This is a genomic window from Streptomyces griseoluteus, from assembly GCF_004784465.1.
Taxonomy (GTDB): domain Bacteria; phylum Actinomycetota; class Actinomycetes; order Streptomycetales; family Streptomycetaceae; genus Streptomyces; species Streptomyces griseoluteus.
On record NZ_SRRU01000005.1, the window covers coordinates 416,029 to 436,465 of the forward strand.

21 protein-coding genes and 1 tRNA gene are annotated in these 20,437 nt (G+C 71.7%); 5 read left to right on the forward strand and 17 right to left on the reverse strand.

Annotation, left to right across the window (positions count from 1 at the left end):
• Positions 1–12: 12 nt before the first annotated feature.
• From E5082_RS16630 to E5082_RS16660, 7 genes are read right to left on the reverse strand one after another with little or no spacing between them, the layout of a single operon-like run.
• The gene (locus E5082_RS16630; protein ID WP_135792018.1) at positions 13–336 is read right to left on the reverse strand and encodes a TcmI family type II polyketide cyclase; all 324 of its coding nucleotides are present in this window, start codon (positions 334–336) and stop codon (positions 13–15) included.
• Positions 337–365: 29 nt separating this feature from the next.
• Positions 366–842 (reverse strand): SRPBCC family protein, encoded by a 477-nt coding sequence (locus E5082_RS16635; RefSeq protein WP_135792019.1) that lies wholly within the window; start codon positions 840–842, stop codon positions 366–368.
• A 1-nt stretch (position 843) separates the two neighbouring features.
• Complete coding sequence (locus tag E5082_RS16640) at positions 844–1,101, reverse strand: phosphopantetheine-binding protein (RefSeq protein ID WP_135792020.1); 258 nt, start codon at positions 1,099–1,101, stop codon at positions 844–846.
• 24 nt (positions 1,102–1,125) lie between these two features.
• Positions 1,126–2,364, reverse strand: coding sequence for a ketosynthase chain-length factor (locus E5082_RS16645; RefSeq protein WP_135792021.1), 1,239 nt, complete (start codon positions 2,362–2,364; stop codon positions 1,126–1,128).
• Between the two features lie 7 nt (positions 2,365–2,371).
• Complete coding sequence (locus tag E5082_RS16650; protein ID WP_130339064.1) at positions 2,372–3,631, reverse strand: beta-ketoacyl-[acyl-carrier-protein] synthase family protein; 1,260 nt, start codon at positions 3,629–3,631, stop codon at positions 2,372–2,374.
• Positions 3,628–4,089, reverse strand: a complete 462-nt coding sequence (locus E5082_RS16655) for a cupin domain-containing protein (protein ID WP_229918926.1) — start codon at positions 4,087–4,089, stop codon at positions 3,628–3,630. The genes E5082_RS16650 and E5082_RS16655 overlap by 4 nt, the downstream gene beginning before the upstream one ends.
• A gap of 56 nt (positions 4,090–4,145) precedes the next feature.
• Entirely contained in the window at positions 4,146–5,231 is a 1,086-nt protein-coding gene (locus E5082_RS16660; RefSeq protein ID WP_135792022.1) for a SchA/CurD-like domain-containing protein, read from the reverse strand.
• A gap of 201 nt (positions 5,232–5,432) precedes the next feature.
• Here E5082_RS16660 and E5082_RS16665 point away from each other — a divergent pair, with 201 nt between their 5' ends.
• Positions 5,433–7,073 (forward strand): FAD-dependent oxidoreductase, encoded by a 1,641-nt coding sequence (locus E5082_RS16665; protein WP_135792023.1) that lies wholly within the window; start codon positions 5,433–5,435, stop codon positions 7,071–7,073.
• A gap of 59 nt (positions 7,074–7,132) precedes the next feature.
• Here the strand turns inward: E5082_RS16665 and E5082_RS16670 are convergent.
• Positions 7,133–7,207: transfer RNA gene (locus tag E5082_RS16670), tRNA-Thr, on the reverse strand.
• Positions 7,208–7,407: 200 nt separating this feature from the next.
• Here E5082_RS16670 and E5082_RS16675 point away from each other — a divergent pair.
• From E5082_RS16675 to E5082_RS16685, 3 genes are all read left to right on the forward strand, one after another.
• Positions 7,408–8,547, forward strand: a complete 1,140-nt coding sequence (locus E5082_RS16675; RefSeq protein WP_086694996.1) for an ABC transporter ATP-binding protein — start codon at positions 7,408–7,410, stop codon at positions 8,545–8,547.
• Between the two features lie 202 nt (positions 8,548–8,749).
• Positions 8,750–9,229, forward strand: coding sequence for a hypothetical protein (locus tag E5082_RS16680; RefSeq protein WP_135792024.1), 480 nt, complete (start codon positions 8,750–8,752; stop codon positions 9,227–9,229).
• Positions 9,230–9,385: 156 nt separating this feature from the next.
• On the forward strand, positions 9,386–10,117 hold the full coding sequence (locus E5082_RS16685) for a nucleotidyltransferase family protein (protein WP_086694994.1): 732 nt from the start codon (positions 9,386–9,388) through the stop codon (positions 10,115–10,117).
• 66 nt (positions 10,118–10,183) lie between these two features.
• Here the strand turns inward: E5082_RS16685 and E5082_RS16690 are convergent, their stop codons facing one another.
• From E5082_RS16690 to E5082_RS16720, 7 genes are all read right to left on the reverse strand, one after another.
• Positions 10,184–11,869: a DoxX family protein gene (locus E5082_RS16690; protein WP_190045340.1), complete on the reverse strand. Its 1,686-nt coding sequence runs from the start codon at positions 11,867–11,869 to the stop codon at positions 10,184–10,186.
• Between the two features lie 128 nt (positions 11,870–11,997).
• On the reverse strand, positions 11,998–12,936 hold the full coding sequence (gene rlmB, locus E5082_RS16695; protein ID WP_135792025.1) for a 23S rRNA (guanosine(2251)-2'-O)-methyltransferase RlmB: 939 nt from the start codon (positions 12,934–12,936) through the stop codon (positions 11,998–12,000).
• Between the two features lie 87 nt (positions 12,937–13,023).
• A complete protein-coding gene (gene cysS, locus E5082_RS16700) occupies positions 13,024–14,427 on the reverse strand; it encodes a cysteine--tRNA ligase (protein ID WP_135792026.1) in 1,404 nt (467 codons plus the stop codon).
• A gap of 81 nt (positions 14,428–14,508) precedes the next feature.
• On the reverse strand, positions 14,509–14,913 hold the full coding sequence (locus tag E5082_RS16705) for a PPOX class F420-dependent oxidoreductase (protein WP_135792027.1): 405 nt from the start codon (positions 14,911–14,913) through the stop codon (positions 14,509–14,511).
• Positions 14,914–14,962: 49 nt separating this feature from the next.
• Complete coding sequence (gene ispF / locus E5082_RS16710) at positions 14,963–15,457, reverse strand: 2-C-methyl-D-erythritol 2,4-cyclodiphosphate synthase (protein ID WP_135792028.1); 495 nt, start codon at positions 15,455–15,457, stop codon at positions 14,963–14,965.
• Positions 15,447–16,211, reverse strand: coding sequence for a 2-C-methyl-D-erythritol 4-phosphate cytidylyltransferase (gene ispD, locus E5082_RS16715; RefSeq protein ID WP_135792029.1), 765 nt, complete (start codon positions 16,209–16,211; stop codon positions 15,447–15,449). The genes ispF and ispD overlap by 11 nt, the downstream gene beginning before the upstream one ends.
• Before the next feature lie 282 nt (positions 16,212–16,493).
• On the reverse strand, positions 16,494–16,976 hold the full coding sequence (locus E5082_RS16720; protein WP_003953493.1) for a CarD family transcriptional regulator: 483 nt from the start codon (positions 16,974–16,976) through the stop codon (positions 16,494–16,496).
• Positions 16,977–17,591: 615 nt separating this feature from the next.
• Here E5082_RS16720 and E5082_RS16725 point away from each other — a divergent pair.
• Positions 17,592–18,248, forward strand: a complete 657-nt coding sequence (locus E5082_RS16725) for a copper chaperone PCu(A)C (protein ID WP_135792030.1) — start codon at positions 17,592–17,594, stop codon at positions 18,246–18,248.
• Between the two features lie 72 nt (positions 18,249–18,320).
• Here the strand turns inward: E5082_RS16725 and phoP are convergent, their stop codons facing one another.
• Together phoP and phoR are read right to left on the reverse strand one after the other, a co-directional pair.
• The gene (gene phoP, locus E5082_RS16730) at positions 18,321–18,992 is read right to left on the reverse strand and encodes a two-component system response regulator PhoP (protein WP_466522021.1); all 672 of its coding nucleotides are present in this window, start codon (positions 18,990–18,992) and stop codon (positions 18,321–18,323) included.
• A 5-nt stretch (positions 18,993–18,997) separates the two neighbouring features.
• Positions 18,998–20,269 (reverse strand): two-component system sensor histidine kinase PhoR, encoded by a 1,272-nt coding sequence (phoR, locus tag E5082_RS16735; protein ID WP_135792032.1) that lies wholly within the window; start codon positions 20,267–20,269, stop codon positions 18,998–19,000.
• Positions 20,270–20,437 lie beyond the last annotated feature (168 nt).

A 20,437-nucleotide genomic window follows, 5' to 3' on the forward strand; every position in this document is an offset into this window, starting at 1 on the left:
GGAGCCGGACGGCTAGTCGCGCTCCCACACGTAGAAGCGCTCCGCCATCGCGTCCTTCGGGGAGCGCCAGGTCTCCGGGTCGTACGCGCTGACGTACGCCGACAGGCGCTCGCTGATCCCGCGGAACTCCGGGTGGCCGGCCACCTTGGCGATGGCCGGGGCCGGGTCGCTGTCCGACTCGACGAGGTGCATGTACACATCGCCGAACTGGAACAGGCTGCGGCGGCGCACCCCGACGAGGTGCGGCAGCTCGCCCCGGTCCGACTCCGCGAAGATCTTGGCGATGTCCCGGGCCGAGCCCGGTGCCATCCGGGCCACGATCAGTCCCTGGTGCATGGCAGGTGTCCTCTTCTCCCGCTCGCCGGTCAGTCGGCCAGCGCCGGGGCGGGGCGGTCCCCGGCGGCCTGCTGGATCTTGTCCCGGATGAGCGCCATCTGGACCTTGGAGTTGCGGTTGATGTTGTCGGTCATCCAGTCGTCGTCGACCGGCGCCTCGGGCTTCATGGCGAAGTCCTGCGTCCACACCATCCGGGTGCCGCCGGGCACCTCCTCGTAGGCCCAGTGGATGTCCATGTGGGCGAAGGGGCCCGTCTCCACGCGGCGGGCGCGGACGGTGCGGTTCTCACGGTCCGGCTCGCGCTCGGAGACCCAGCTCCACACGGTGCCGTTGTCGTCCGGGTGCATGGTGAGCCGGAACGTCGTCTTGCGGCCCTCACGCTTGAGGACCTCGACGGACGCGTACTCGCTGAACAGCTGCGGCCAGTTCTCCAGGTCGTTGGTCATGTCCCAGACCAGGTCGAGCGGAGCGGCGATGGTGATCTCGTTCCGGGTGTGTCCGGCCATGTCAGGCTCCTGCCATCAGTGCACTGTTGACGAGGTCGAGGAACGCCTGCGGCGTCTTGCAGCGCTCGGCGTCCGGGGGCATCGGGGTACCGTGCCGGTTCTCCAGCTCGCCGACGATGCCCAGCAGGCCGAGCGAGTCGAGCCCCAGCGTCTCGAAGGGGGTGGCGGGCTGCTTCCGCAGCAGTTCCGGTGCGACGGTGATGCCCGCCGCCTTCTTCATGAGGGCGGCCAGTTCTTCTTCGGTGATCTGCACGTTCATGCCGTTCTCTCCTTTGCTGTTCGCCTACCGGTCGCCGTGCCGCAGCACCAGCGCCGAGTTCGACCCCATGAGGCCCCGGCTGAGGACCAGTGCCGTGCGCGGCTCGGCCACGCGGGCGCTCCCGGTCACGAGGTCCAGGTCGTGGCAGACGTCCACCACGTTCGGCGTCGGCGGGATCAGGCCGTGCTCCATCGCCAGCACCGCCGCCGACACGTCCAGCACCGGTGCCGCGCAGTAGCCGCGGCCGATACCGGTCTTCGGTGCCGTCACCGGCACCCGGCGCCCGTGGTCACCGAGCGCGTCCACCAGCGCCAGCGCCTCGGCACGGTCCGCCTCCGGCACCCCGAGGGCGTCGGCGAAGACCATGTCGACCTCCTCCGGGGCGCAGCCGGCTTCCGCCAGCGCGTTCCGGACGGCCTGCGCCAGCCCCTCGCGGGACTCCTCCCAGCGGGAGGCTCCGGTGAACGTCGCCGCGTGTCCCGCGACGTACGCCCGGACCTCGGCCCCGCGCTCCCGCGCGGACCGCTCCGCCTCGACGACGAGCATCGCCCCGCCCTCGGCGGGCACGAACCCGCACGCCGCGTCGGTGAAGGGGCGGTACGCGCGCGCCGGGTCGCTCTCCCCGCTCAGCTCCCCGTACCCGAGCTGGCAGACCACCGAGTACGGCGCGAGGGGCGCCTCGGTGGAGCCGGCCACCATCACATCGGTGCCCCGGCGGACCGCGCGGGCGGCGTGCGCGAGGGCGTCCAGACCGCCCGCCTCGTCGGAGGCGACCACCGAGCAGGGCCCCTTGAGGCCGCGCCGGATGGAGATCTGGCCGGTGCTGGCCGCGTAGAACCAGGCGATGGACTGGTACGGGCCGACGAACCGGCTGCCCTTGCCCCACAACTGCTGGAGCTCGCGCTGGCCGAACTCGCCGCCGCCGGAGCCGGAGGCGGTGACCACCCCGATGGAGTAGGGGTCCGCCGCGGTGTCCGCCTGGCCCAGGCGGGCGTCCTCCAGGGCCAGGTCCGCCGCCGCCATGGCGAAGTGCGTGAAGCGGTCGGTCTGCACCAGGAAGCGTTCCTCGACCACGGCCGGGTCGAACGCGCGGACCTCGCCCGCCACCTTCAGCGGCAGGTCCTGGCAGCCCTCACGGGTCACCCGGTCCAGGACGCTGATGCCCTCCTGGGTGGACTTCCAGAAGGTCTCGGTGCTGATGCCGTTCGGCGCGACCACCCCGATACCGGTGACGGCCGCACGCCGTTCCTCGGTTGCGCTCATCGTGTCCTCACTCCCTCGGCCGGGTCAGGATCACCGCGGACTGGAAACCGCCGAACCCGCTGCCCACGGAGAGCACGCCGTTCAGCTTCCGCTCCCGGGCCTCCCGCGGGACGTAGTCCAGGTCGCACTCGGGGTCGGGGGTCTCGTAGTTCGCGGTCGGCGGGACGGCCTGCTTGGCAAGCGCCAGCACACACGCCACCACCTCGATGGCACCGATCGCCCCTAGGGAGTGCCCCACCATCGACTTGATGGAGCTCATCGGGGTGTCGTAGGCGTGCTGCCCGAGGGCCCGCTTCACCGCGGCCGTCTCGTGGCGGTCGTTCTGCCGGGTGCCGGAACCGTGCGCGTTGACGTAGTCGATCGCGGTGGGGTCGATCCGGGCCTGGTCCATGGCGGTCTCGATCGCGCGGGCCATCTCCAGGCCCTCGGGGGTCAGACCGGTCATGTGGTACGCGTTGCCGAACGTGGCGTACCCGCTCAGCTCGCAGTACACGTGCGCACCGCGGGCCCGGGCGTGCTCCAGCTCCTCGAGCACCAGCACCGCGCCGCCCTCGCCCATGACGAACCCGTCACGGTTGTTGTCGAAGGGGCGGGAGGCGTGCGCCGGGTCGTCGTTGTTCGGGGACGTCGCCTTGATCGCGTCGAAGCACGCCATCGTGATCGGGGATATCGGCGAGTCGGAGGCACCGGCCAGGCAGATGTCCGCCCGGCCCTCCTGCACGGTGTGGAAGGCGTACCCGACGGCGTCCAGGCCCGAGGTGCAGCCCGTGGACACCGTCTGCACCGGGCCCCGCGCGCCGAACCGCTCGGCCACCGACGAGGCGACCGTGCTGGGCGAGAACGCCCGGTGCAGTTCGGGCCGGGCCTGGGTGTGGTCCACATCCCAGCGCTGGCCACCATGGCTGACCAGCACATAGTCGTTCTCCAGCCGGGTGGTGCCGCCGACCGCGGTGCCGACCGACACCGCGATCCGCCACGGGTCCTCGGCCGCGAGGTCGAGTCCTGAGTCGTGCACCGCCTCGTCGCCGGCCACCAGCGCGAACTGGATGTACCGGTCCGCCCGCTGCACCTGCTCGGCGTCGAGCCCGTAGGCCGCCGGGTCGAAGTCGCACTCGGCGGCGATCCGGGAACGCAGCCCCGAGGGGTCGAAGAAGGTGATGCCGCGCGTCGCGGTCCGGCCGTTGGACAGCAGGTCCCAGAACGCGGGCGTACCGATCCCGCCCGGAGCCACGATGCCTATGCCCGTGACCGCCACCCGCCGGGTCATGAGCGCACCTGGTCCCGGCCGGCGGCCACGGCACCACCGGCCTCGGTCACCACGGCGGCGGCCCCGATGACGTCCGTCTCCTCGGTGTCCACGTGACCGAGCTGCGGGCGCGGGGCCAGCGGACCCAGGTGGAAGACGAGGCGGGCCTCCTCGTCACCCACGTTGCGGAAGCGGTGCCGCATGTGGGCGGGGATCATCAGGCCCTGCTCCGGCTTGAGGGGGTGCGCCTCACCGTCGAGGTCCACCTCCAGCCGGCCGCAGATCACGTACACGAACTCCTCGGAGTACGGGTGGTAGTGCTCACCGATGCGGTCACCGGGCTGCACGATGGCCACGCCCATGAAACCGCTGGTGGAGCCGACCGTCGCCGGGGTCAGCATGGCGCGCAGGTCGCCGCCGCGCCGGGTGTTGTGCTCGGTGTCCTTAAGGTCGATGATCTTGGGACGGTGTTGGATCACAGCTTCCTCCGTGGGATGTGCCTTCGGCGGTTGCGGGGGGAGAGGCGGCCACCGGATCAGGCGTCCGAGGCGCGGCGGTCGGTGACGAGGTCCATCCGGGCGGCGTCGCCGTCCAGCAGCGCGCGCAGCTCGGATGCCGCGGCCGCGTCGGCGGGCAGCGCGTCCACGCTGTTGCCGCGCACGTCCACCAGGCGCACCACCACGTCGTCGCGCTGGAAGACCGTGCTGCGCAGCACCGCGCTCGCCGGGTCGCCGGCCGCGCGCTGGTCGTGCTGGGAGAGCAGCTCGGCCAGCCGCATGCCCTGGCCGGCACGGGCCGGGTAGAACAGCGCGAGGCGGTTGCCCTCCACCTGCTCGTCGGCGACCACGTGGTGCACCGCGGGGAGCGCCGCACGGGTGAAGAACATCCGGGCCGACTCCTGGTCGTTCAGGTCCCGGTCCTGTTCCAGATAGGGGTTGATGGCCTCCTCGACCGCCCGCACCTCGGGCTGGCGGGCCACGTGCCGCAGCGCCGCGAGCAGGTCGCCGCGCACCTCGATGGCCCGCACCACCCGGTTGCCCTGCATGAACAGCGAAGTCCGCAGCAGCTGCGTGGTGTCGTCCACGCGGGCCTTCGGCGAGGCGTAGTCCGCGAGGATGGCCGCGACCTTCTTCTCGGTGCCGGGCTTCACGGTGAAGGTGAGCGCGTGCCGGATGACTCCGTCACCGATGCGCGGGTGCTCCTGGAGGCGGCGGCCGGGGGCGGACTCGGCGGGGACCGCCGGGCCGCCCGTCTCGCGGACGATGTGGAAGCGCAGCGAGCGGGTGTCGCGCACGCAGGAGTGCAGCGGCTCCACCATGTGCACGTGCTCCTCGCTGTTCACCCAGGTGAGGAACGGCGGGGCGCTCTCCCACTCGCTGGTGATGAGCCACTGCGAGGGGTTCTCGATGGACTGGCAGAGCTGGTCGCTGACGTGACCGGGCACCTGGGTGACCTGGGAGCAGAGCTGCTCGTACGCCTCCAGGAACTGCTGCTGCGCGCCGTCGTACACGTCGACCAGGAGGACGACCCGCAGCGGGGAGCCGTCGAACACGGACTGGGATACACGCCTGGACACCTCGCGTGCCGGCGTTTCTGAGGGACGTTCAGACGTGGTGGTCATCCTGCACACATCTCCTTCGCGGGGCAGAACCGGTTGCCTGCCTTGGATCGGGCCCGGCAGCGTTCCTTGATCCTGTGCCGGGCTCCACGAGCCCGCGACTCCTGTGAACCACGTGGGTGATTGGGCACGCGGAGGTGCCGCCACCGGGAAGGAAGAGTCACGAGCACCCCGCGCGCCCACCCCCAGCCACTGGAGGCTTCGATGCATCAGAAAGCCGACCACCGGGTCCCCGTCCTCATCGTGGGCGGCTCACTGGTGGGCCTGTCCATGTCCGTGTTCCTGGGCCGTCTCGGTGTGCGGCACATGCTCGTCGAGCGGCATTCCGGGACCTCGGTCCACCCGCGCGGACGCGGCAACAACGTCCGCACGATGGAGCTGTTCCGGGTCGCCGGGGTGGAGCCCGACATCAAGGCGGCCGCCTCACTCCTCGCCGACAACCACGGCATCCTCCAGACGCCCACCCTCGTGGGTGACGCCGGGGAGTGGCTGTTCCGGAACATCGACCCGGGCGGCGGTCTGGCGAAGTTCAGCCCCACCGCCTGGTGCCTGTGCAGCCAGAACGACCTGGAGCCGGTCCTGCTGGACAGCGCGCGTGAACTCGGCGGCGACCTGAAGTACTTCCACCAGATGGAGTCCTTCGAGCAGGACGCCGACGGAGTGACGGCGACGGTCCTCGACCGGAACACCGGGGACCGGTTCACCGTCCGCGCGGACTACCTCGTCGCCGCCGACGGCCCGCGCAGTCCCGTACGGCGTGCCCTCGGCATCGGGCAGAGCGGGCCCGGTGACCTGTTCGCCAACGTCAGCGTCACCTTCCGGTCCAGCGCGCTGGCCGACGTGGTCGGCGACCGGCGCTTCATCTGCTGCTACCTCACCCACCCGGACGCGGACGGCGCGCTGCTGCCCGTGGACAACAAGGAGAACTGGGTCTTCCACGCGCCCTGGCACCCCGAGCGCGGCGAGACCCTGGACGACTTCACCGAGGAGCGGCTGCGCGACCACATCCGCCGCGCGGTCGGGGTGGAAGAACTCGACGTGAAGATCACCGGTATGGCCTCCTGGCGTGCCGCCGAACGCGTCGCTGACCTCTACTCCTCGGGGCGGGTCTTCCTCGCCGGCGACTCCGCCCACGAGATGTCCCCGACCGGGGCTTTCGGTTCCAACACCGGTATCCAGGACGCCCACAACCTCGCCTGGAAGCTGTCCGCGGTGCTCTCCGGCTGGGCCGGCCCCGGCCTGCTGGAGTCCTACGGTGCCGAGCGCCGCCCGGTCGCGGCCGCGACCAGCGCCCGCGCCTCGGCCCGCTCCGTCGAGCACAGCCACCCCGGCTTCGCCCCGGCCCCCGGGGTGGGCGGCGCCAAGCGCGGCGGCATCCTCAACGTGGTCCTCGGCTACCGCTACCCGGCCGGCGCGGTCCTCGGCGCCGACCCCTACGCCGAGGTCGTCCCGGACGACCTCGCCCTCGACGGCCGCCCCGGCAGCCGGGCCCCCCACCTCTGGCTCCGCCGGGGCGGCCTGCGGCTGTCCACCCTCGACCTGTACGAGCGCTCGATGGTCCTCCTCACCGACGCCCCCGACGACGCGGGCTGGTACGCGGCGGCCCGCCGCGTCGCGGCGGAGGACGGCGTCGCCCTCGACGCCTACCGCGTCGGCCCCGGCCCGGACGCCGACCTCACCTACGACACCGAGGGCTCCGACTGGGCGAAGGCCCATGGCACCACCGCCGACGGCGCGGTCCTCATCCGCCCCGACGGCTTCGTCGCCTGGCGCGCCACCAGCGCGGCGGCGGACCCGGACACGGTCCTCCGCGAGGCCCTGACGTCCTTGCTGATGCCGGCCTGACCCCCGGGAACCACGAAGGCCGCCCACACCTCGAGGTGCGGGCGGCCTTCGCCGTGCGGAGCCCCCTGTCGGATTCGAACCGACGACCTACGCATTACAAGTGCGTTGCTCTGGCCGGACTGAGCTAAGGAGGCGGGGGCCGGTGGGCCCGTGTGTGTGCAGTGTACCCATGCGGGGGTGTGGGGCGGTGGGGGAAATTCGAGGGCGCCCGGGTACTGACAGGGCAGGTCGGGGACGGGTACGGTCCTGCCAGTTCACCTGGGTGAACCAATGAACCACCTTCCTACAACGGATCGTCCGGCACGTTCCTGCCGGTAGAAGGGGGCCCCTCACCATGGCCACTGTCACGTTCGACAAGGCGACCCGGATCTATCCGGGCTCCACCAAGCCCGCCGTCGACGCGCTGGAGATCGCGATCGAGGACGGCGAGTTCCTCGTCCTCGTCGGCCCGTCCGGCTGCGGCAAGTCCACCTCGCTCCGCATGCTCGCGGGGCTCGAGGACGTCAACGGCGGCGCCATCCGCATCGGTGACCGCGACGTCACCCACCTGCCGCCCAAGGACCGGGACATCGCCATGGTGTTCCAGAACTACGCCCTCTACCCCCACATGACGGTCGCCGACAACATGGGCTTCGCCCTGAAGATCGCGGGCGTCAACAAGGCGGAGATCCGGGCGAAGGTCGAGGAGGCCGCCAAGATCCTCGACCTCACCGAGTACCTGGACCGCAAGCCCAAGGCGCTCTCCGGCGGTCAGCGCCAGCGTGTCGCCATGGGCCGCGCGATCGTCCGCGAGCCGCAGGTCTTCCTCATGGACGAGCCGCTGTCCAACCTGGACGCCAAGCTGCGCGTCTCCACCCGTACCCAGATCGCCTCCCTCCAGCGGCGCCTGGGCATCACCACCGTCTACGTCACCCACGACCAGGTCGAGGCCATGACGATGGGCGACCGGGTGGCCGTGCTCAAGGACGGGCTGCTCCAGCAGGTCGACACCCCGCGCAACATGTACGACCGCCCCGCCAACCTCTTCGTGGCCGGCTTCATCGGCTCCCCCGCGATGAACCTGGTCGAGGTGCCGATCACCGACGGCGGTGTGAAGTTCGGCAACAGTGTGGTGCCGGTCAGCCGGGACGCGCTCTCGGCCGCCGCCGACCGGGGCGACACCACCGTGACGGTCGGCGTCCGCCCCGAGCACTTCGACGTGGTCGAGCTGGGCGGCGGCGCGGCGGCCACCACGCTGACCAAGGACAGCGCCGACGCCCCGGCCGGCCTCGCCGTCTCGGTGAACGTCGTCGAGGAGCTGGGCGCCGACGGGTACGTGTACGGCGCCGTCGAGGTCGACGGTGACGTGCGGGACCTCGTCGTCCGGGTGAACGGGCGTCAGGTGCCGGAGAAGGGCTCCACGCTGCACGTCGTGCCGCGGCCGGGCGAGATCCACGTGTTCTCGACCTCCACGGGCGAGCGTCTCTCCGACTGACCGGGGAACACAGGCAGTTCACAGGGAGGGGGTCCTGCGGGGCCCCCTCCCGCCGTACCCGGCACGGTTTGGCGGATATCCCGGCACACGGATCAATTCGGGCGCCCGGCGTCAACCCCTTACCCAGAAAGCAGCCCGGCTTCATCCCCCGTAAGGGTGACTAAATGTCGCCAAATAAGCACCGGGCGCTACCCTCACTCGCGTGACGCACTCCACCATCCCTCAGACGCGACGCGGCCACCGGGGCGGCCCTGCCCGCCGGATCGGCCGCACTCTCGCCCTCGTCCTGCCCGTCGTCCTGGTGCTCTCCGGCACCCTCGCGGTCACGCGGGTCAACTGGACCGGGGACTCCGAAGGCTCCGTGCTCACCGCCTCGGACGTCGCCCAGGCCCCCGCGAAGACCGGCACCGCCCGTACGGTCACCGCCAAGAAGGCGGCGCCCCAGGACGTCCTGCGCGACCGGCTGCTGACCGAGCTTCAGGACAAGAACCCCGGCGTGGTCCTCACCCACCTCCAGCAGGCGGTCAACGGCCACCCCGCGCTCGCCGAGCACTGCACCTCCATCGCCCGCACCCTGGGCCGGGCCGCGGTCCGTCTCTACGGCGCCTCCCGGGCCCAGTCCTACGCCCGCCCGGTGTGCGACACGTCCTTCGCGACGGGTGTGCTGGCGGCACACAGCTGATCCGCACATAGCTGACCGGCACATAGCTGACCCGCACACAGCGGGTCGACACATGGCTGACCGGCCCATGGCCGACCGGCCCATGGTTGACCGGCACACCCAAGCGGCCCTGTCGCGCCCCTGTACCCCGGCGGGGCGCCACGTACAGTTCGGGGCATGACCCATCCGAACGTCGCTGCGCGCCCCACCCAAGCCGTTGTCCTGGCCGGGGGCCAGGGGTCCCGGCTGCGCCCCTACACGGACGACCGGCCCAAGCCGATGGTCGAGATTCCCGGCACGGGCACCCCGATCATCGGCCACCAGCTCAACTGGCTGGCCGAAGAGGGCGTCACGGACGTGGTGGTCTCCTGCGGCCACCTCGCCGAGGTCCTCCAGAAGTGGCTGGCCACGGCCGAGCTGCCGCTGTCCGTCACCACCGTCGTGGAGACCGAGCCGCTCGGCCGGGGCGGCGGCCTGAAGTACGCCGCCGCGCACCTCCCTCGCCCCGACCGGCCCTGGTACGCCACCAACGGCGACATCTGGACCCGCTTCTCCCTGCGGGACATGGCCGACTTCCACACCGAGCGGGACGCGGTCGCCACCCTCGCGCTGGCCCGGCCGCGCATCCCCTGGGGCGCCGTGCGCACGGACGGCTTCGGGCACATCACCGACTTCATCGAGGCCCCGCCGTCCACCGTCGAGATCAACGCCGGTGTGTACGTCTTCTCCCCCGAGTTCCGCGACCTGCTGCCCGACCGGGGCGACCACGAGCGGGCGACGTTCCCCCGCCTGGCCCGCGAGCGCAAGCTCGCCGGGTTCCCGCTGCCCCAGGGCTCCTACTGGCGGGCCATCGACACCGTCAAGGACCTGACCGAGGCCGCCAAGGAGCTGGACGCCGGCCGCGCCTGACGAGCACACACCGAAGGGCCCCGTACCTCACCGCGAGGTACGGGGCCCTTGGCGTGCCGCAGGGGGTCAGTTGCCGAACAGACCGCCCACCAGCCCGGGCTGACCGGTGGAGGAGCCACCCGCGTCACTGCCCCCGCCCGGCTGTGTGCCGCCGCCCGAAGTGCCCGAGCCGGTGCCGCCGGTCGCCGTACCGCCCGCGCTGCTCGGCCCCGCCGTGGTGCTCGGGGCACCGCCCCCGCCCCCGGTGGTCGGGGTGGTCCGCCGGGGCGGAGCCTGTCCCGTGGTGCCCTGGGTCTGGCTGGGCGCGGCAGGAGCCGTACCGGCCGTACGGCCCGCTCCGGGAGTACCGGCCGCGCCGGACGGGCTCGCGCCCGCCGAGGCGCCGCCCGTGGGCGTGCTGGACGCCGAGGGGCTGGCCTGCCCGCGCGGAGCACCGGGCTCCGAGGGCAGCGGCGAACCGGGCTGGTTGTTGCGCGGCGCCTCACCCGGACCGGGCACGACCACCCGGCTGGACTCGCGCACCGCACCGCCGAGCAGCGAGCCGGTCAGCAGGGTCAGCCCCACGGTGACGGCCGTGATCAGCGCGCCCCGGCGCAGCACGTACCGGCGCAGGTCCCAGATGGCGGCGCGCGGGCCCAGTGTGCGCCAGGCGCTGCCCGCGAGCCTGCCGTCCACGGAGTACACCGGGGCGCCCGCGATGACCAGCGGGGACCAGGCGGCCAGGTAGATGATGTCGGGCGCGTCGTACGCCGGGACCGTCTTCCAGCTCACGGTGACGATGAGCGCGGCCGAGAGCAGCGCGCCCACCACCGCGGCGACCCGCTGCCAGCAGCCCAGGATGGTCAGCACACCGACCACGACCTGGAGGAAGGCGATGACCAGTCCGGAGCCCACCGGGTGGTGCAGCGCGAACTGGCGCAGCGGCTCCGCCACGTCCCACGGGTGCAGGGTGTTGAGCCACTTGACCATGGAGCCGCGCTCGCCGCCGTCGAAGTAGACGGGGTCGCACAGCTTGCCCATGCCGGCGTAGATCGAGATGAAGCCGAGGAAGACGCGCAGCGGGAGCAGCACCACACCGAGGTTCATCCGGCGGCCGGGGTAGTACGCGTGCCGCGCCGGGTCGTCGCCGCGCCGGGCCGCCCGTGAGCCGGAGGGCCGGAGGGCCGGCTCGTCGGGGTCGAACTCGTCGCCGCCGTACGGCGGTTCGTCGTACGGGGGCTCGTCGTAGGCGCTGCCGACCGGGCGCATGTGGGGCAGCAGGCGGGTGCCGCCGTCGGGGCTGGTGCGCTGGTGGCCGAGGACGGGGGTCTCGACGGTCGGGTCGAGCCGGTCGTAGGCGTCCGCGTAGCCGGTGTGGTCCGGGTCGAGGCGCGGGATCACCTGGGTGGCGCCGGCCGGTTCGTCGGGGTGGCGCACGCTGCTGCCCCGGACGGCCTGGAGCAGGCGGTGGGTGCCGGTGTCGTCGGGCGCGGACCGGCCGCTCCAGACGACCGGACGGCGCCGGCCCGCGGCCCCGCCCGCCGGACCCGCGGCGGACATGCGCGCGGGGTCCTGAGCGCTCAGGCTCCGGGCGATTCTCGGGGACTGGGTTCGCCTGCCCGCCGTCCCCAACTGCACGCGAAAGCTGGCGTGATTGACGATGACCTGCGCCGGATCGCTCGGCACCTTCACCATGCTCAGCGCGGGAGCGTCGTCGAAGCCCGACGAGCGGTCCCCCGTGGGAGTGCGGGGTGTTCTGGTGTCCACACTCATCTAACCGAGTGACGCCGAGTTAGGACACTGCTTTGACCGGCCCGATGTGTCCGGGCCGCGTCAAAGTCGTCGTGAACGCCGGTCATCCCCCGGAATTACCGCATCCGGGGGAATTGCCGAACGGTCGTTCAGGAGCGGCGGCGGGACGCCTCGTACAGCACGACACCGGCGGCGACACCGGCGTTGAGGGACTCCGCGCCACCCGGCATGGGGATGCGGACGCGGTGGTCGCAGGTCTCGCCGACCAGGCGGGACAGGCCCTTGCCCTCGCTGCCGACCACGATGACGACCGGGCCGGACAGCGCCGCCAGGTCGCCCACCTCGGCCTCCCCGTCGGCGGCCAGGCCGACCACGGTGATCCCGGCCTTCTTGTACTGCTCCAGGGTCCGGGTGAGGTTGGTGGCACGGGCGACCGGCGTACGGGCGGCCGCACCGGCCGACGACTTCCAGGCACCGGCGCTCATGCCGGCCGAGCGGCGCTCGGGCACGACCACACCGTGACCGCCGAAGGCGGAGACGGAGCGGACGACGGCGCCGAGGTTGCGCGGGTCGGTGACGCCGTCGAGGGCGACGATCAGCGGGTCCTCGCCCTTGTCGTAGGCGCCGGCGGGCAGGTCCTCGGGGTGCGCGTACTCGTACGGCGGAACCTGGAGGACGAGGCCCTGGTGGTTCAGGCCGTTGGTCATCCGGTCCAGCTCGGGGCGCGGGGCCTCCATGAGGTGGATGTTGCCGCGCTCGGCGGCGAGCTGGAGGGCCTCGCGGACGCGCTCGTCGTTGTCGATGAACTGCTGGACGTAGAGCATCGTGGCGGGCACGCCGTCACGCAGCGCCTCGTACACCGGGTTGCGGCCGACGACCAGCTCGGAGGAGGAGCGGCCGGCGCCCTTGCGCTGCTGCGGGCGGCCCTGGGCGCGGCGGACCTTGGCGGCGGCGGCACGCTGCTTGGCGTGACCCTTGCGCATCTCGGCCGGGGGCGTGGGGCCCTTGCCCTCCAGGCCACGGCGCCGCTGGCCGCCGCTGCCGACCTGGGCACCCTTCTTGCCTGACATGCGGCGGTTGTTCGCCATGAGTTACCCGTCTCCGTAAGCGTTCGTACGTATGTATGCAGTGTGCCGCCCGGATCGCCGGGCGGCACACTCGATCAAGCCGTGTGGCTAGCGCGGGCCGAGGCTCCAGCGCGGGCCGTGCGGGCTGTCCTCGACGACCAGGCCGGACTGGCCGAGCTGGTCGCGGATGGCGTCGGCGGTGGCCCAGTCCTTGCGGCCGCGCGCGGACTCGCGCTGCTCCAGGACGAGCCGGACGAGGCTGTCCACCACACCGTGGAGGTCTTCGCCGCGCTCGCCGCCCTCACCGGCCCACTCGGGGTCCAGCGGGTCGAGTCCGAGGACGCCGAGCATGGCGCGCACCTCGGCGAGGCGGGCGACGGCCGCCTCCTTGTCGTCGGCGGCCAGCGCGCTGTTGCCCTGGCGGACCGTGGTGTGCACGACGGCGAGCGCCTGCGGCACGCCCAGGTCGTCGTCCATCGCCTCGGCGAAGGCCGGCGGGACCTCGGTGGCCGGTTCGACCTCGCCCCCGGCCTTCTCCAGCGCGCGCTGCACGAAGCCCTCGATGCGGGCGAACGCCACCTCGGCCTCGCGCAGCGACTCCTCGCTGTACTCGATCATCGAGCGGTAGTGCGGGGTGCCGAGGTAGTAGCGCAGGACGATGGGACGCCACTGCTTGACCATCTCGGAGACCAGCACGCTGTTGCCCAGCGACTTGGACATCTTGTCGCCCGCCATGGTCACCCAGGCGTTGTGCACCCAGTACCGGGCGAAGTCGTCGCCGAACGCCTTGGCCTGGGCGATCTCGTTCTCGTGGTGCGGGAAGATCAGGTCCAGGCCGCCGCCGTGGATGTCGAAGACGGTGCCGAGGTATTTGTGCGCCATGGCCGAGCACTCCAGGTGCCAGCCGGGGCGGCCGGGCCCCCAGGGCGTCGGCCAGCTCGGCTCGCCCGGCTTGACCGCCTTCCACATGGCGAAGTCGCGCGGGTCCCGCTTGCCGGTCTCGCCCTCGCCGGACGGCTGGAGCAGGTTGTCCAGCTCCTGGCGGGACAGCTCCAGGTAGTCGTCGAAGGAGCGCACGTCGAAGTAGACGTTGCCGTCGGCCTCGTAGGCGTGGCCGCGCTCGATGAGGCCCTGCATCATCTCGATCATCTCGGTGATGTGGCCGGTGGCGCGGGGCTCGTAGGTGGGCGGCAGGCAGCCGAGCGCGGCGTAGGCGTCGTTGAACGCCCGCTCGTTCTCGTACCCGATGGCCCACCAGGGGCGCTTCTGCTCGTGGGCCTTGTTGATGATCTTGTCGTCGATGTCCGTGACGTTGCGGATGAACGTCACGTCGTAGCCGCGGTACTCGAACCAGCGGCGCATGATGTCGAAGTTCAGGCCCGAGCGGATGTGCCCGATGTGCGGTGCCGCCTGCACGGTGGCGCCACACAGGTAGATCGAGACGCAGCCCGGCTGGACCGGGGTGAAGTCGCGGATCTGCCGGGCGCTGGTGTCGTACAGGCGAATGGTCACCACACCAGGGTAGTGGGAGCGGGGCCGTGCGATGCCACCGGACGGTGACATCGCCGCTCCGTGCTGTCCCCTGCGGGTCCGCTAGAGGCTGCCGACCACCTTGCGCGGGGTGATGCGGACGACGACACGCTCGGCGTCGTCGGCGGAGGCCGGGTTGAACTCGGCGTACTTCTTGCCGGTGTACTTCAGCGACAGCTCGTCGATGAGGGCCTGGCCACCCTCGGTGGTCAGCTCGGCGGTGCCGCGGATCTCGGCGTACTCGTAGGGGTTATCCGGGTCCATGACGACCACGGTGGCCCGCGGGTCGCGCCGGAGGTTCTTCTCCTTGCGCCGGCCGACCGTGGTGGAGATCAGGACGTCGTCCCCGTCCCGCTTCACCCACACCGGTGACATCTGCGGACTGCCGTCGGGCTGGACGGTGCCGACGACGATGAACACGGGCGTGTCCAGCAGGGACTTGAGCCGGTCGGACAGCGCTGCGGACATGAAGATCCTCCTCGATCGACGATGGCTGTGCGGGTACCCTCGCACGCCCCTACGACACGCGCACCACGAGCGCCGTGGCGACCGCCATCAGCCCCTCCTCCCGGCCGGGGAAACCGAGCCCGTCGGTGGTCGCGCCGGAGACGGAGACCGGTGCCCCGGCGGCGGCGCTGAGGATCCGCTGCGCCTCGTCCCGCCGCTTGCCGATCTTCGGGCGCGGCCCGACGACCTGCACCGCCACATTGCCGATGGCGAAGCCGGCGTCCCGCACGATCCGGGCCGCCTCGGTGAGCAGGACGACCCCGGAGGCGCCGGACCACTCGGGCCGGCCGGTGCCGAAGTGCTGCCCAAGGTCACCGAGGCCGGCGGCGGAGAACAGCGCGTTGCAGGCGGCGTGCGCGACCACGTCGGCGTCGGAGTGCCCGGCCAGGCCCGGCCCGGCGTCCTCCCACTTCAGCCCGGCGCACCACAGCTCGCGGCCGTCCTCGAAGGCGTGGATGTCGGTGCCGATGCCCACCTGGGGCAGCGCGGGGATCTCAGAAGCCATCGTTGAGCCTCCTGCGGGTGAGGACCGCCTCGGCGAGGACGAGGTCCAGCGGCCGGGTCACCTTGAACGCCTCCTCGTGACCGGTCACGGTCACGACCCGCTCGCCCAGCCGCTCGACCATGCTCGCGTCGTCGGTGACGTCCTCGGTGACCGTCTCGTGGGCGCGGACCAGCGTGGCCCGGTCGAAGCCCTGCGGAGTCTGTACGGCGCGCAGCCGGGCCCGGACGGGGGTGCCGAGCACCGGCTCGGGCTCGCCGGGGACGGCCGCGGGCTCGACCTCCTTGACCGTGTCGGCCAGCGGCAGCGCCGGGACCACGGCCGGGGCGCCGTCGCACACCGCCTCGACAACCGTGTCCACGGTGTCGACGGGGACGAGGGGGCGGGCGGCGTCGTGCACCAGGACGACGTCGTAGGCGGGGGGCAGGGCGTCCAGGCCCAGGCGGACCGACTCCTGGCGGCTCTCCCCGCCGGGCACGACCAGGAAGTCCGTGCGCTCGGGCAGCGCGTGCGCGTCCAGCAGCGACTTGACCTCGGCGGCGCCGTCCGGCGGGGCGACGACGACCACCAGGGAGACGTGCCGGGAGGCGGCCAGGGCCCGGATCGCGTGGATCAGCATGGGCGTGCCGTTCAGCGCGCGGAGCGCCTTGGGGGCGCCCGGACCGAGGCGTACGCCCCGGCCGGCGGCGGGGATCACGGCGGCGACACGGCTGTCCTGGCGCGGCTCGGCGGGCGCGGGACGCGATTCGTCAGACATCGGTTCCTGTCAGGTTTGTGTGCTCGGGACCGGTGGGTATGGCCTGGAGGAGCGCCGGGCGCGACGCCTTGACCGGACCCTTTCCGTGAACCGCGGTCGAGCCGTCCACTCCCGGATGCGAGAACGACACAGGGGGCTGAACGACAGGGGCAGTGCACGGGGGGAGGCATGCGGGGACGAATATGCCGCAGCGCCCGGCGACAGGGTGAGTGTCATCGGGCACCACGGCATTTTTGCTGCGCTGGACGTGAAGGCGGGCGGGGCCACGCCGCCCGCTCCGTGTCAGGAGGCGAGTACCTCGTCGAGCAGCGCCTCGGCCTTGTCCTCGTTGGTGTTCTCCGCGAGGGCCAGCTCGCTCACCAGGATCTGGCGGGCCTTGGCGAGCATGCGCTTCTCACCGGCGGAGAGTCCGCGCTCGCGCTCGCGGCGCCACAGGTCACGCACGACTTCCGCGACCTTGATGACGTCGCCGGAGGCGAGCTTCTCCAGATTTGCCTTGTAGCGGCGCGACCAGTTCGTGGGCTCCTCGGCGTACGGCGCGCGCAGCACCTCGAAGACCCGGTCGAGACCGTCCTGACCGACCACATCACGCACGCCGACGAACTCCGCATTGTCCGCTGGCACACGTACCGTCAGGTCGCCCTGGGCGACCTTCAGCACCAAGTAGGTCTTGTCCACGCCTTTGATCTGACGAGTTTCGATTGCCTCGATCAGCGCGGCCCCGTGATGGGGATAGACCACGGTGTCGCCAACCTTGAACGTCATGTGACAGGTACCCCTTCCGTGGCTATCCAGGGTAACACGGATACGGCGTCTTCTGAATGGCGTTTTCGCAGGTCAGGGCATATCTCGGGGCTTGACAACAGTAACCGGAACGTGCTGCGGGCCACCTGAGGGACCGGGTATTCGCAGGTGGGAGCCACTCTGCGTGCAGAGTGAAACATCTACGTCACACGCCCCAGGGAGCCGCCACGATTGGTTGAATGTCCCGGTTTGGGCGCTTCCAAGCGTGCGACTTCCGCTCCTTCGTTCGATGACCGGAGTCGGGTACGAGACGATTCCGGAATTGATCACGCCACCGGGCGGTGATCAATTCCGGACACGCGCGTATTCCTTCACGGAAATGCCGCGCGGAGTGTCGCGGAGTGTCACCGGGATGCCGTCAACGGCGTCGTACGGCGTTATCCGAACGACGGACGGGAAGCTCGTGGCCGGTGATCAGCGGGGTGCCCGGTACCCCCAGCGGGAGGGAAGCGGGGCAGTTGGGGAGGGTCGGGTGCGGCGGCGCGTGAACGGCTCGGTAGCCTGAGGGCGCTGACAGATCCTTAGGGCGGCTTTACAGGACAGCCGCCCCTGTGCGTTCAAGGAGTTGCCGCCGCCGTGAGCAGCAGCCTTCGACGCGGCGCCCTCGCCGCATCCGCCCTCGCGTTCTCGATCGCCTCGCTCGCCGCCTGCGGCGCCGGCAACAACGCCCAGACCCTGGAGATCCGGCCGGACAACGCCGAGACCAGCGTCGGGGCCATCAAGGTGCAGAACGCCCTGATCATCACCCAGCCCGACGCCAAGGCCGACGGCCCGGCCGCCATCGCCGCCACGCTGTTCAACGGCGGCTCGACCGACCAGGACCTCCAGTCGATCGCCGTCGACGGCAGCAACGAGAAGGTCGAGCTGAAGCCCGCCAAGGGCGGAAGTCTCACCGTCCCGGCCCACGGCCGCCTCGTCATCGGCGGCAAGGGCAACGCCTCCGCCATGCTGCCCAGCGGCCGCGAGGCGGTCCAGAACGGCAACGCGCAGAAGGTCACCTTCACCTTCAGCAAGACCGGTGCGGTCAGCCTGCGCGCCTTCGTCGTCCCGGCGACCAGCTACTTCAGCGACTGGGGTCCGAGCGAGGTGCCGTCCGCGCCGGCCGCCGCGACCTCCTCGCCGTCCGACAGCCCCTCCGCGGACGACAAGCCGGCGGGCGACAAGGCCGGCTCGTCCGCCTCCGCCCAGGCGTCCTCCCCGAGCGACTCCGCGTCGGCGTCCGCGGGGCAGTGAGCACGTACGCGTGACTTAAGGGGGCTCCCGGCCGGGAGCCCCCTTAAGTCACGTACGGACCGCTCTCGCGGCCTACGGCTCGAACTTGTAGCCCAGCCCGCGCACCGTCACCAGATAGCGCGGCGCGCCCGGGTCCGGTTCGATCTTGGCGCGCAGCCGCTTCACATGGACGTCGAGGGTCTTGGTGTCGCCCACGTAGTCGGCGCCCCACACCCGGTCGATGAGCTGCATCCGGGTCAGCACCCGGCCGGCGTTGCGCAGCAGCATCTCCAGCAGGTCGAACTCCTTCAGCGGCAGGTCGATCTTGGCCCCGGACACCGTCACCACATGGCGGTCGACGTCCATCCGGACCGGCCCGGCCTCCAGCGCCGCCGGGGTGACCTCCTCCGGCTCGCCGCGCCGGCGCAGCACCGCGCGGATACGGGCGACCAGCTCGCGCGAGGAGAAGGGCTTGGTGACGTAGTCGTCGGCCCCTATCTCCAGGCCGACGACCTTGTCGATCTCGCTGTCCTTGGCGGTCACCATGATCACCGGGACGTTGGAGCGGCCGCGCAACTGGCGGCACACCTCGGTGCCGGGCAGCCCCGGCAGCATCAGGTCCAGCAGCACCAGGTCGGCGCCGTTGCGTTCGAACTCGTCCAGGCCGTCGGGGCCGGTCGCGGCGACGGCGACCTCGAAACCCTCCTTGCGCAGCATGTACGACAGGGCGTCGGAGAAGGACTCCTCGTCCTCGACGACGAGCACTCGGGTCACGGAAGGACCTCCGGGGAGGGAAGCGAAGCGTACGGGGACTGATCGGCGGGACCGGACGCGTCGTCGAGTCCGGGGTGCCTGGCCGCGCGGTCGCGGGCGACGCCCGCCTCCGGCAGCCGCAGGGTGAAGGTGGAGCCCTGGCCCTCGGCGCTCCAGACCGAGACCTCGCCGCCGTGCGAGGCGACCACGTGCTTGACGATGGCGAGGCCGAGGCCGGTGCCGCCGGTGGCGCGCGAGCGGGCCGGGTCGACGCGGTAGAAGCGCTCGAAGATGCGCTCCTTGTCCTTGTCGGAGATGCCGATGCCCTGGTCGGTGACGGCGAGCTCGATCAGCTCGCCGCCCGGGGCGGAGATCCGGCGGGCGGAGATGCCGACGCGGGTGTGGGCCGGGGAGTAGTTGACCGCGTTCTCGACCAGGTTGCCGAGGGCCGCGGCGAGCTGGCCGCGGTTGCCCCATACGTGCAGGCCGGCCCGTACCGCGCCGGGCGGGTCCTGGATGGCGGTGGCCATGACGATCTGCTTCGTACCGGCCTGGTGGCGGCAGCGGTCGACGGCCTCGGCGACCAGCTCCTCCACGCGCACCGGCTCGGCGTCCTCCAGCGGGTCGTCGTTCTGCACCCGCGAGAGGTCGATCAGCTCCTGGACGAGGTTGGTCAGCCGGGTGGCCTCGATCTGCATCCGCCCGGCGAAGCGCTGGACCGCGTCGGGCTCGTCGGAGGCGTCCATGACCGCCTCGGAGAGCAGGGAGAGAGCTCCTACGGGGGTCTTCAGCTCGTGGCTCACATTGGCCACGAAGTCACGGCGTACCGCCTCGATGCGGCGGGCGTCGGTCAGGTCCTCGACCAGCAGCAGCACCAGCCGGGAGCCGAGCGGGGCCACGCGGGCGGACACGGCCAGGGCCTCGCCCCGTCCGGTGCCGCGCCGGGGCAGGTCCAGCTCGACCTGTCGTATCTCCCCGTCGCGCCGGGTGTCGCGCGCCATCTGGAGCATCGGCTCCACGGCGAGCTTGCCGCCCCGGACGAGGCCGAGGGCGTACGCGGCGGAGCTGGCCTTGACCACGGCGTCGGCCTCGTCGAGGACGACCGCGGAGGAGCTGAGCACCGACAGCACGGTGTCCACGCCGGGCGGAAGCACCTCGTCGGTGTGCAGGGAGGTACGGGTGGGGCGCTTCTGGTCGCGTTCGCTCCAGCGGAACGCCAGCATGGCGATGACACCGGTGAGTACACCGGCGATCGCCGCCGCTGCGGCGACCGCCGCGTTCACGTCCATGTCACCAGGTTAGGCATGGCGTCCACCCTGGCCACAGCCACCGTCGTGCGACCTCGGGCACTCGTCGCCCAGAGTTCACCTTCCATCCAGTGACGGTTCATTCGGGAGGGCGGAAACGGACGCGTACAGGACGGAACGTGGGAGCGTGGGGTTCGCACCGGCCACGGG

What these genes read in the sequence shown, in the direction of transcription:
- E5082_RS16630 (WP_135792018.1), bottom strand. Translation starts at nt 336, where the DNA reads ATGCACCAGGGACTGATCGTGGCCCGGATGGCACCGGGCTCGGCCCGG.
- E5082_RS16635 (WP_135792019.1), bottom strand. Translation starts at nt 842, where the DNA reads ATGGCCGGACACACCCGGAACGAGATCACCATCGCCGCTCCGCTCGAC.
- E5082_RS16640 (WP_135792020.1), bottom strand. Translation starts at nt 1,101, where the DNA reads ATGAACGTGCAGATCACCGAAGAAGAACTGGCCGCCCTCATGAAGAAG.
- E5082_RS16645 (WP_135792021.1), bottom strand. Translation starts at nt 2,364, where the DNA reads ATGAGCGCAACCGAGGAACGGCGTGCGGCCGTCACCGGTATCGGGGTG.
- E5082_RS16650 (WP_130339064.1), bottom strand. Translation starts at nt 3,631, where the DNA reads ATGACCCGGCGGGTGGCGGTCACGGGCATAGGCATCGTGGCTCCGGGC.
- E5082_RS16660 (WP_135792022.1), bottom strand. Translation starts at nt 5,231, where the DNA reads ATGACCACCACGTCTGAACGTCCCTCAGAAACGCCGGCACGCGAGGTG.
- E5082_RS16665 (WP_135792023.1), top strand. Translation starts at nt 5,433, where the DNA reads ATGCATCAGAAAGCCGACCACCGGGTCCCCGTCCTCATCGTGGGCGGC.
- E5082_RS16675 (WP_086694996.1), top strand. Translation starts at nt 7,408, where the DNA reads ATGGCCACTGTCACGTTCGACAAGGCGACCCGGATCTATCCGGGCTCC.
- E5082_RS16685 (WP_086694994.1), top strand. Translation starts at nt 9,386, where the DNA reads ATGACCCATCCGAACGTCGCTGCGCGCCCCACCCAAGCCGTTGTCCTG.
- E5082_RS16690 (WP_190045340.1), bottom strand. Translation starts at nt 11,869, where the DNA reads ATGAGTGTGGACACCAGAACACCCCGCACTCCCACGGGGGACCGCTCG.
- rlmB (WP_135792025.1), bottom strand. Translation starts at nt 12,936, where the DNA reads ATGGCGAACAACCGCCGCATGTCAGGCAAGAAGGGTGCCCAGGTCGGC.
- E5082_RS16705 (WP_135792027.1), bottom strand. Translation starts at nt 14,913, where the DNA reads ATGTCCGCAGCGCTGTCCGACCGGCTCAAGTCCCTGCTGGACACGCCC.
- ispF (WP_135792028.1), bottom strand. Translation starts at nt 15,457, where the DNA reads ATGGCTTCTGAGATCCCCGCGCTGCCCCAGGTGGGCATCGGCACCGAC.
- ispD (WP_135792029.1), bottom strand. Translation starts at nt 16,211, where the DNA reads ATGTCTGACGAATCGCGTCCCGCGCCCGCCGAGCCGCGCCAGGACAGC.
- E5082_RS16720 (WP_003953493.1), bottom strand. Translation starts at nt 16,976, where the DNA reads ATGACGTTCAAGGTTGGCGACACCGTGGTCTATCCCCATCACGGGGCC.
- phoR (WP_135792032.1), bottom strand. Translation starts at nt 20,269, where the DNA reads ATGGACGTGAACGCGGCGGTCGCCGCAGCGGCGGCGATCGCCGGTGTA.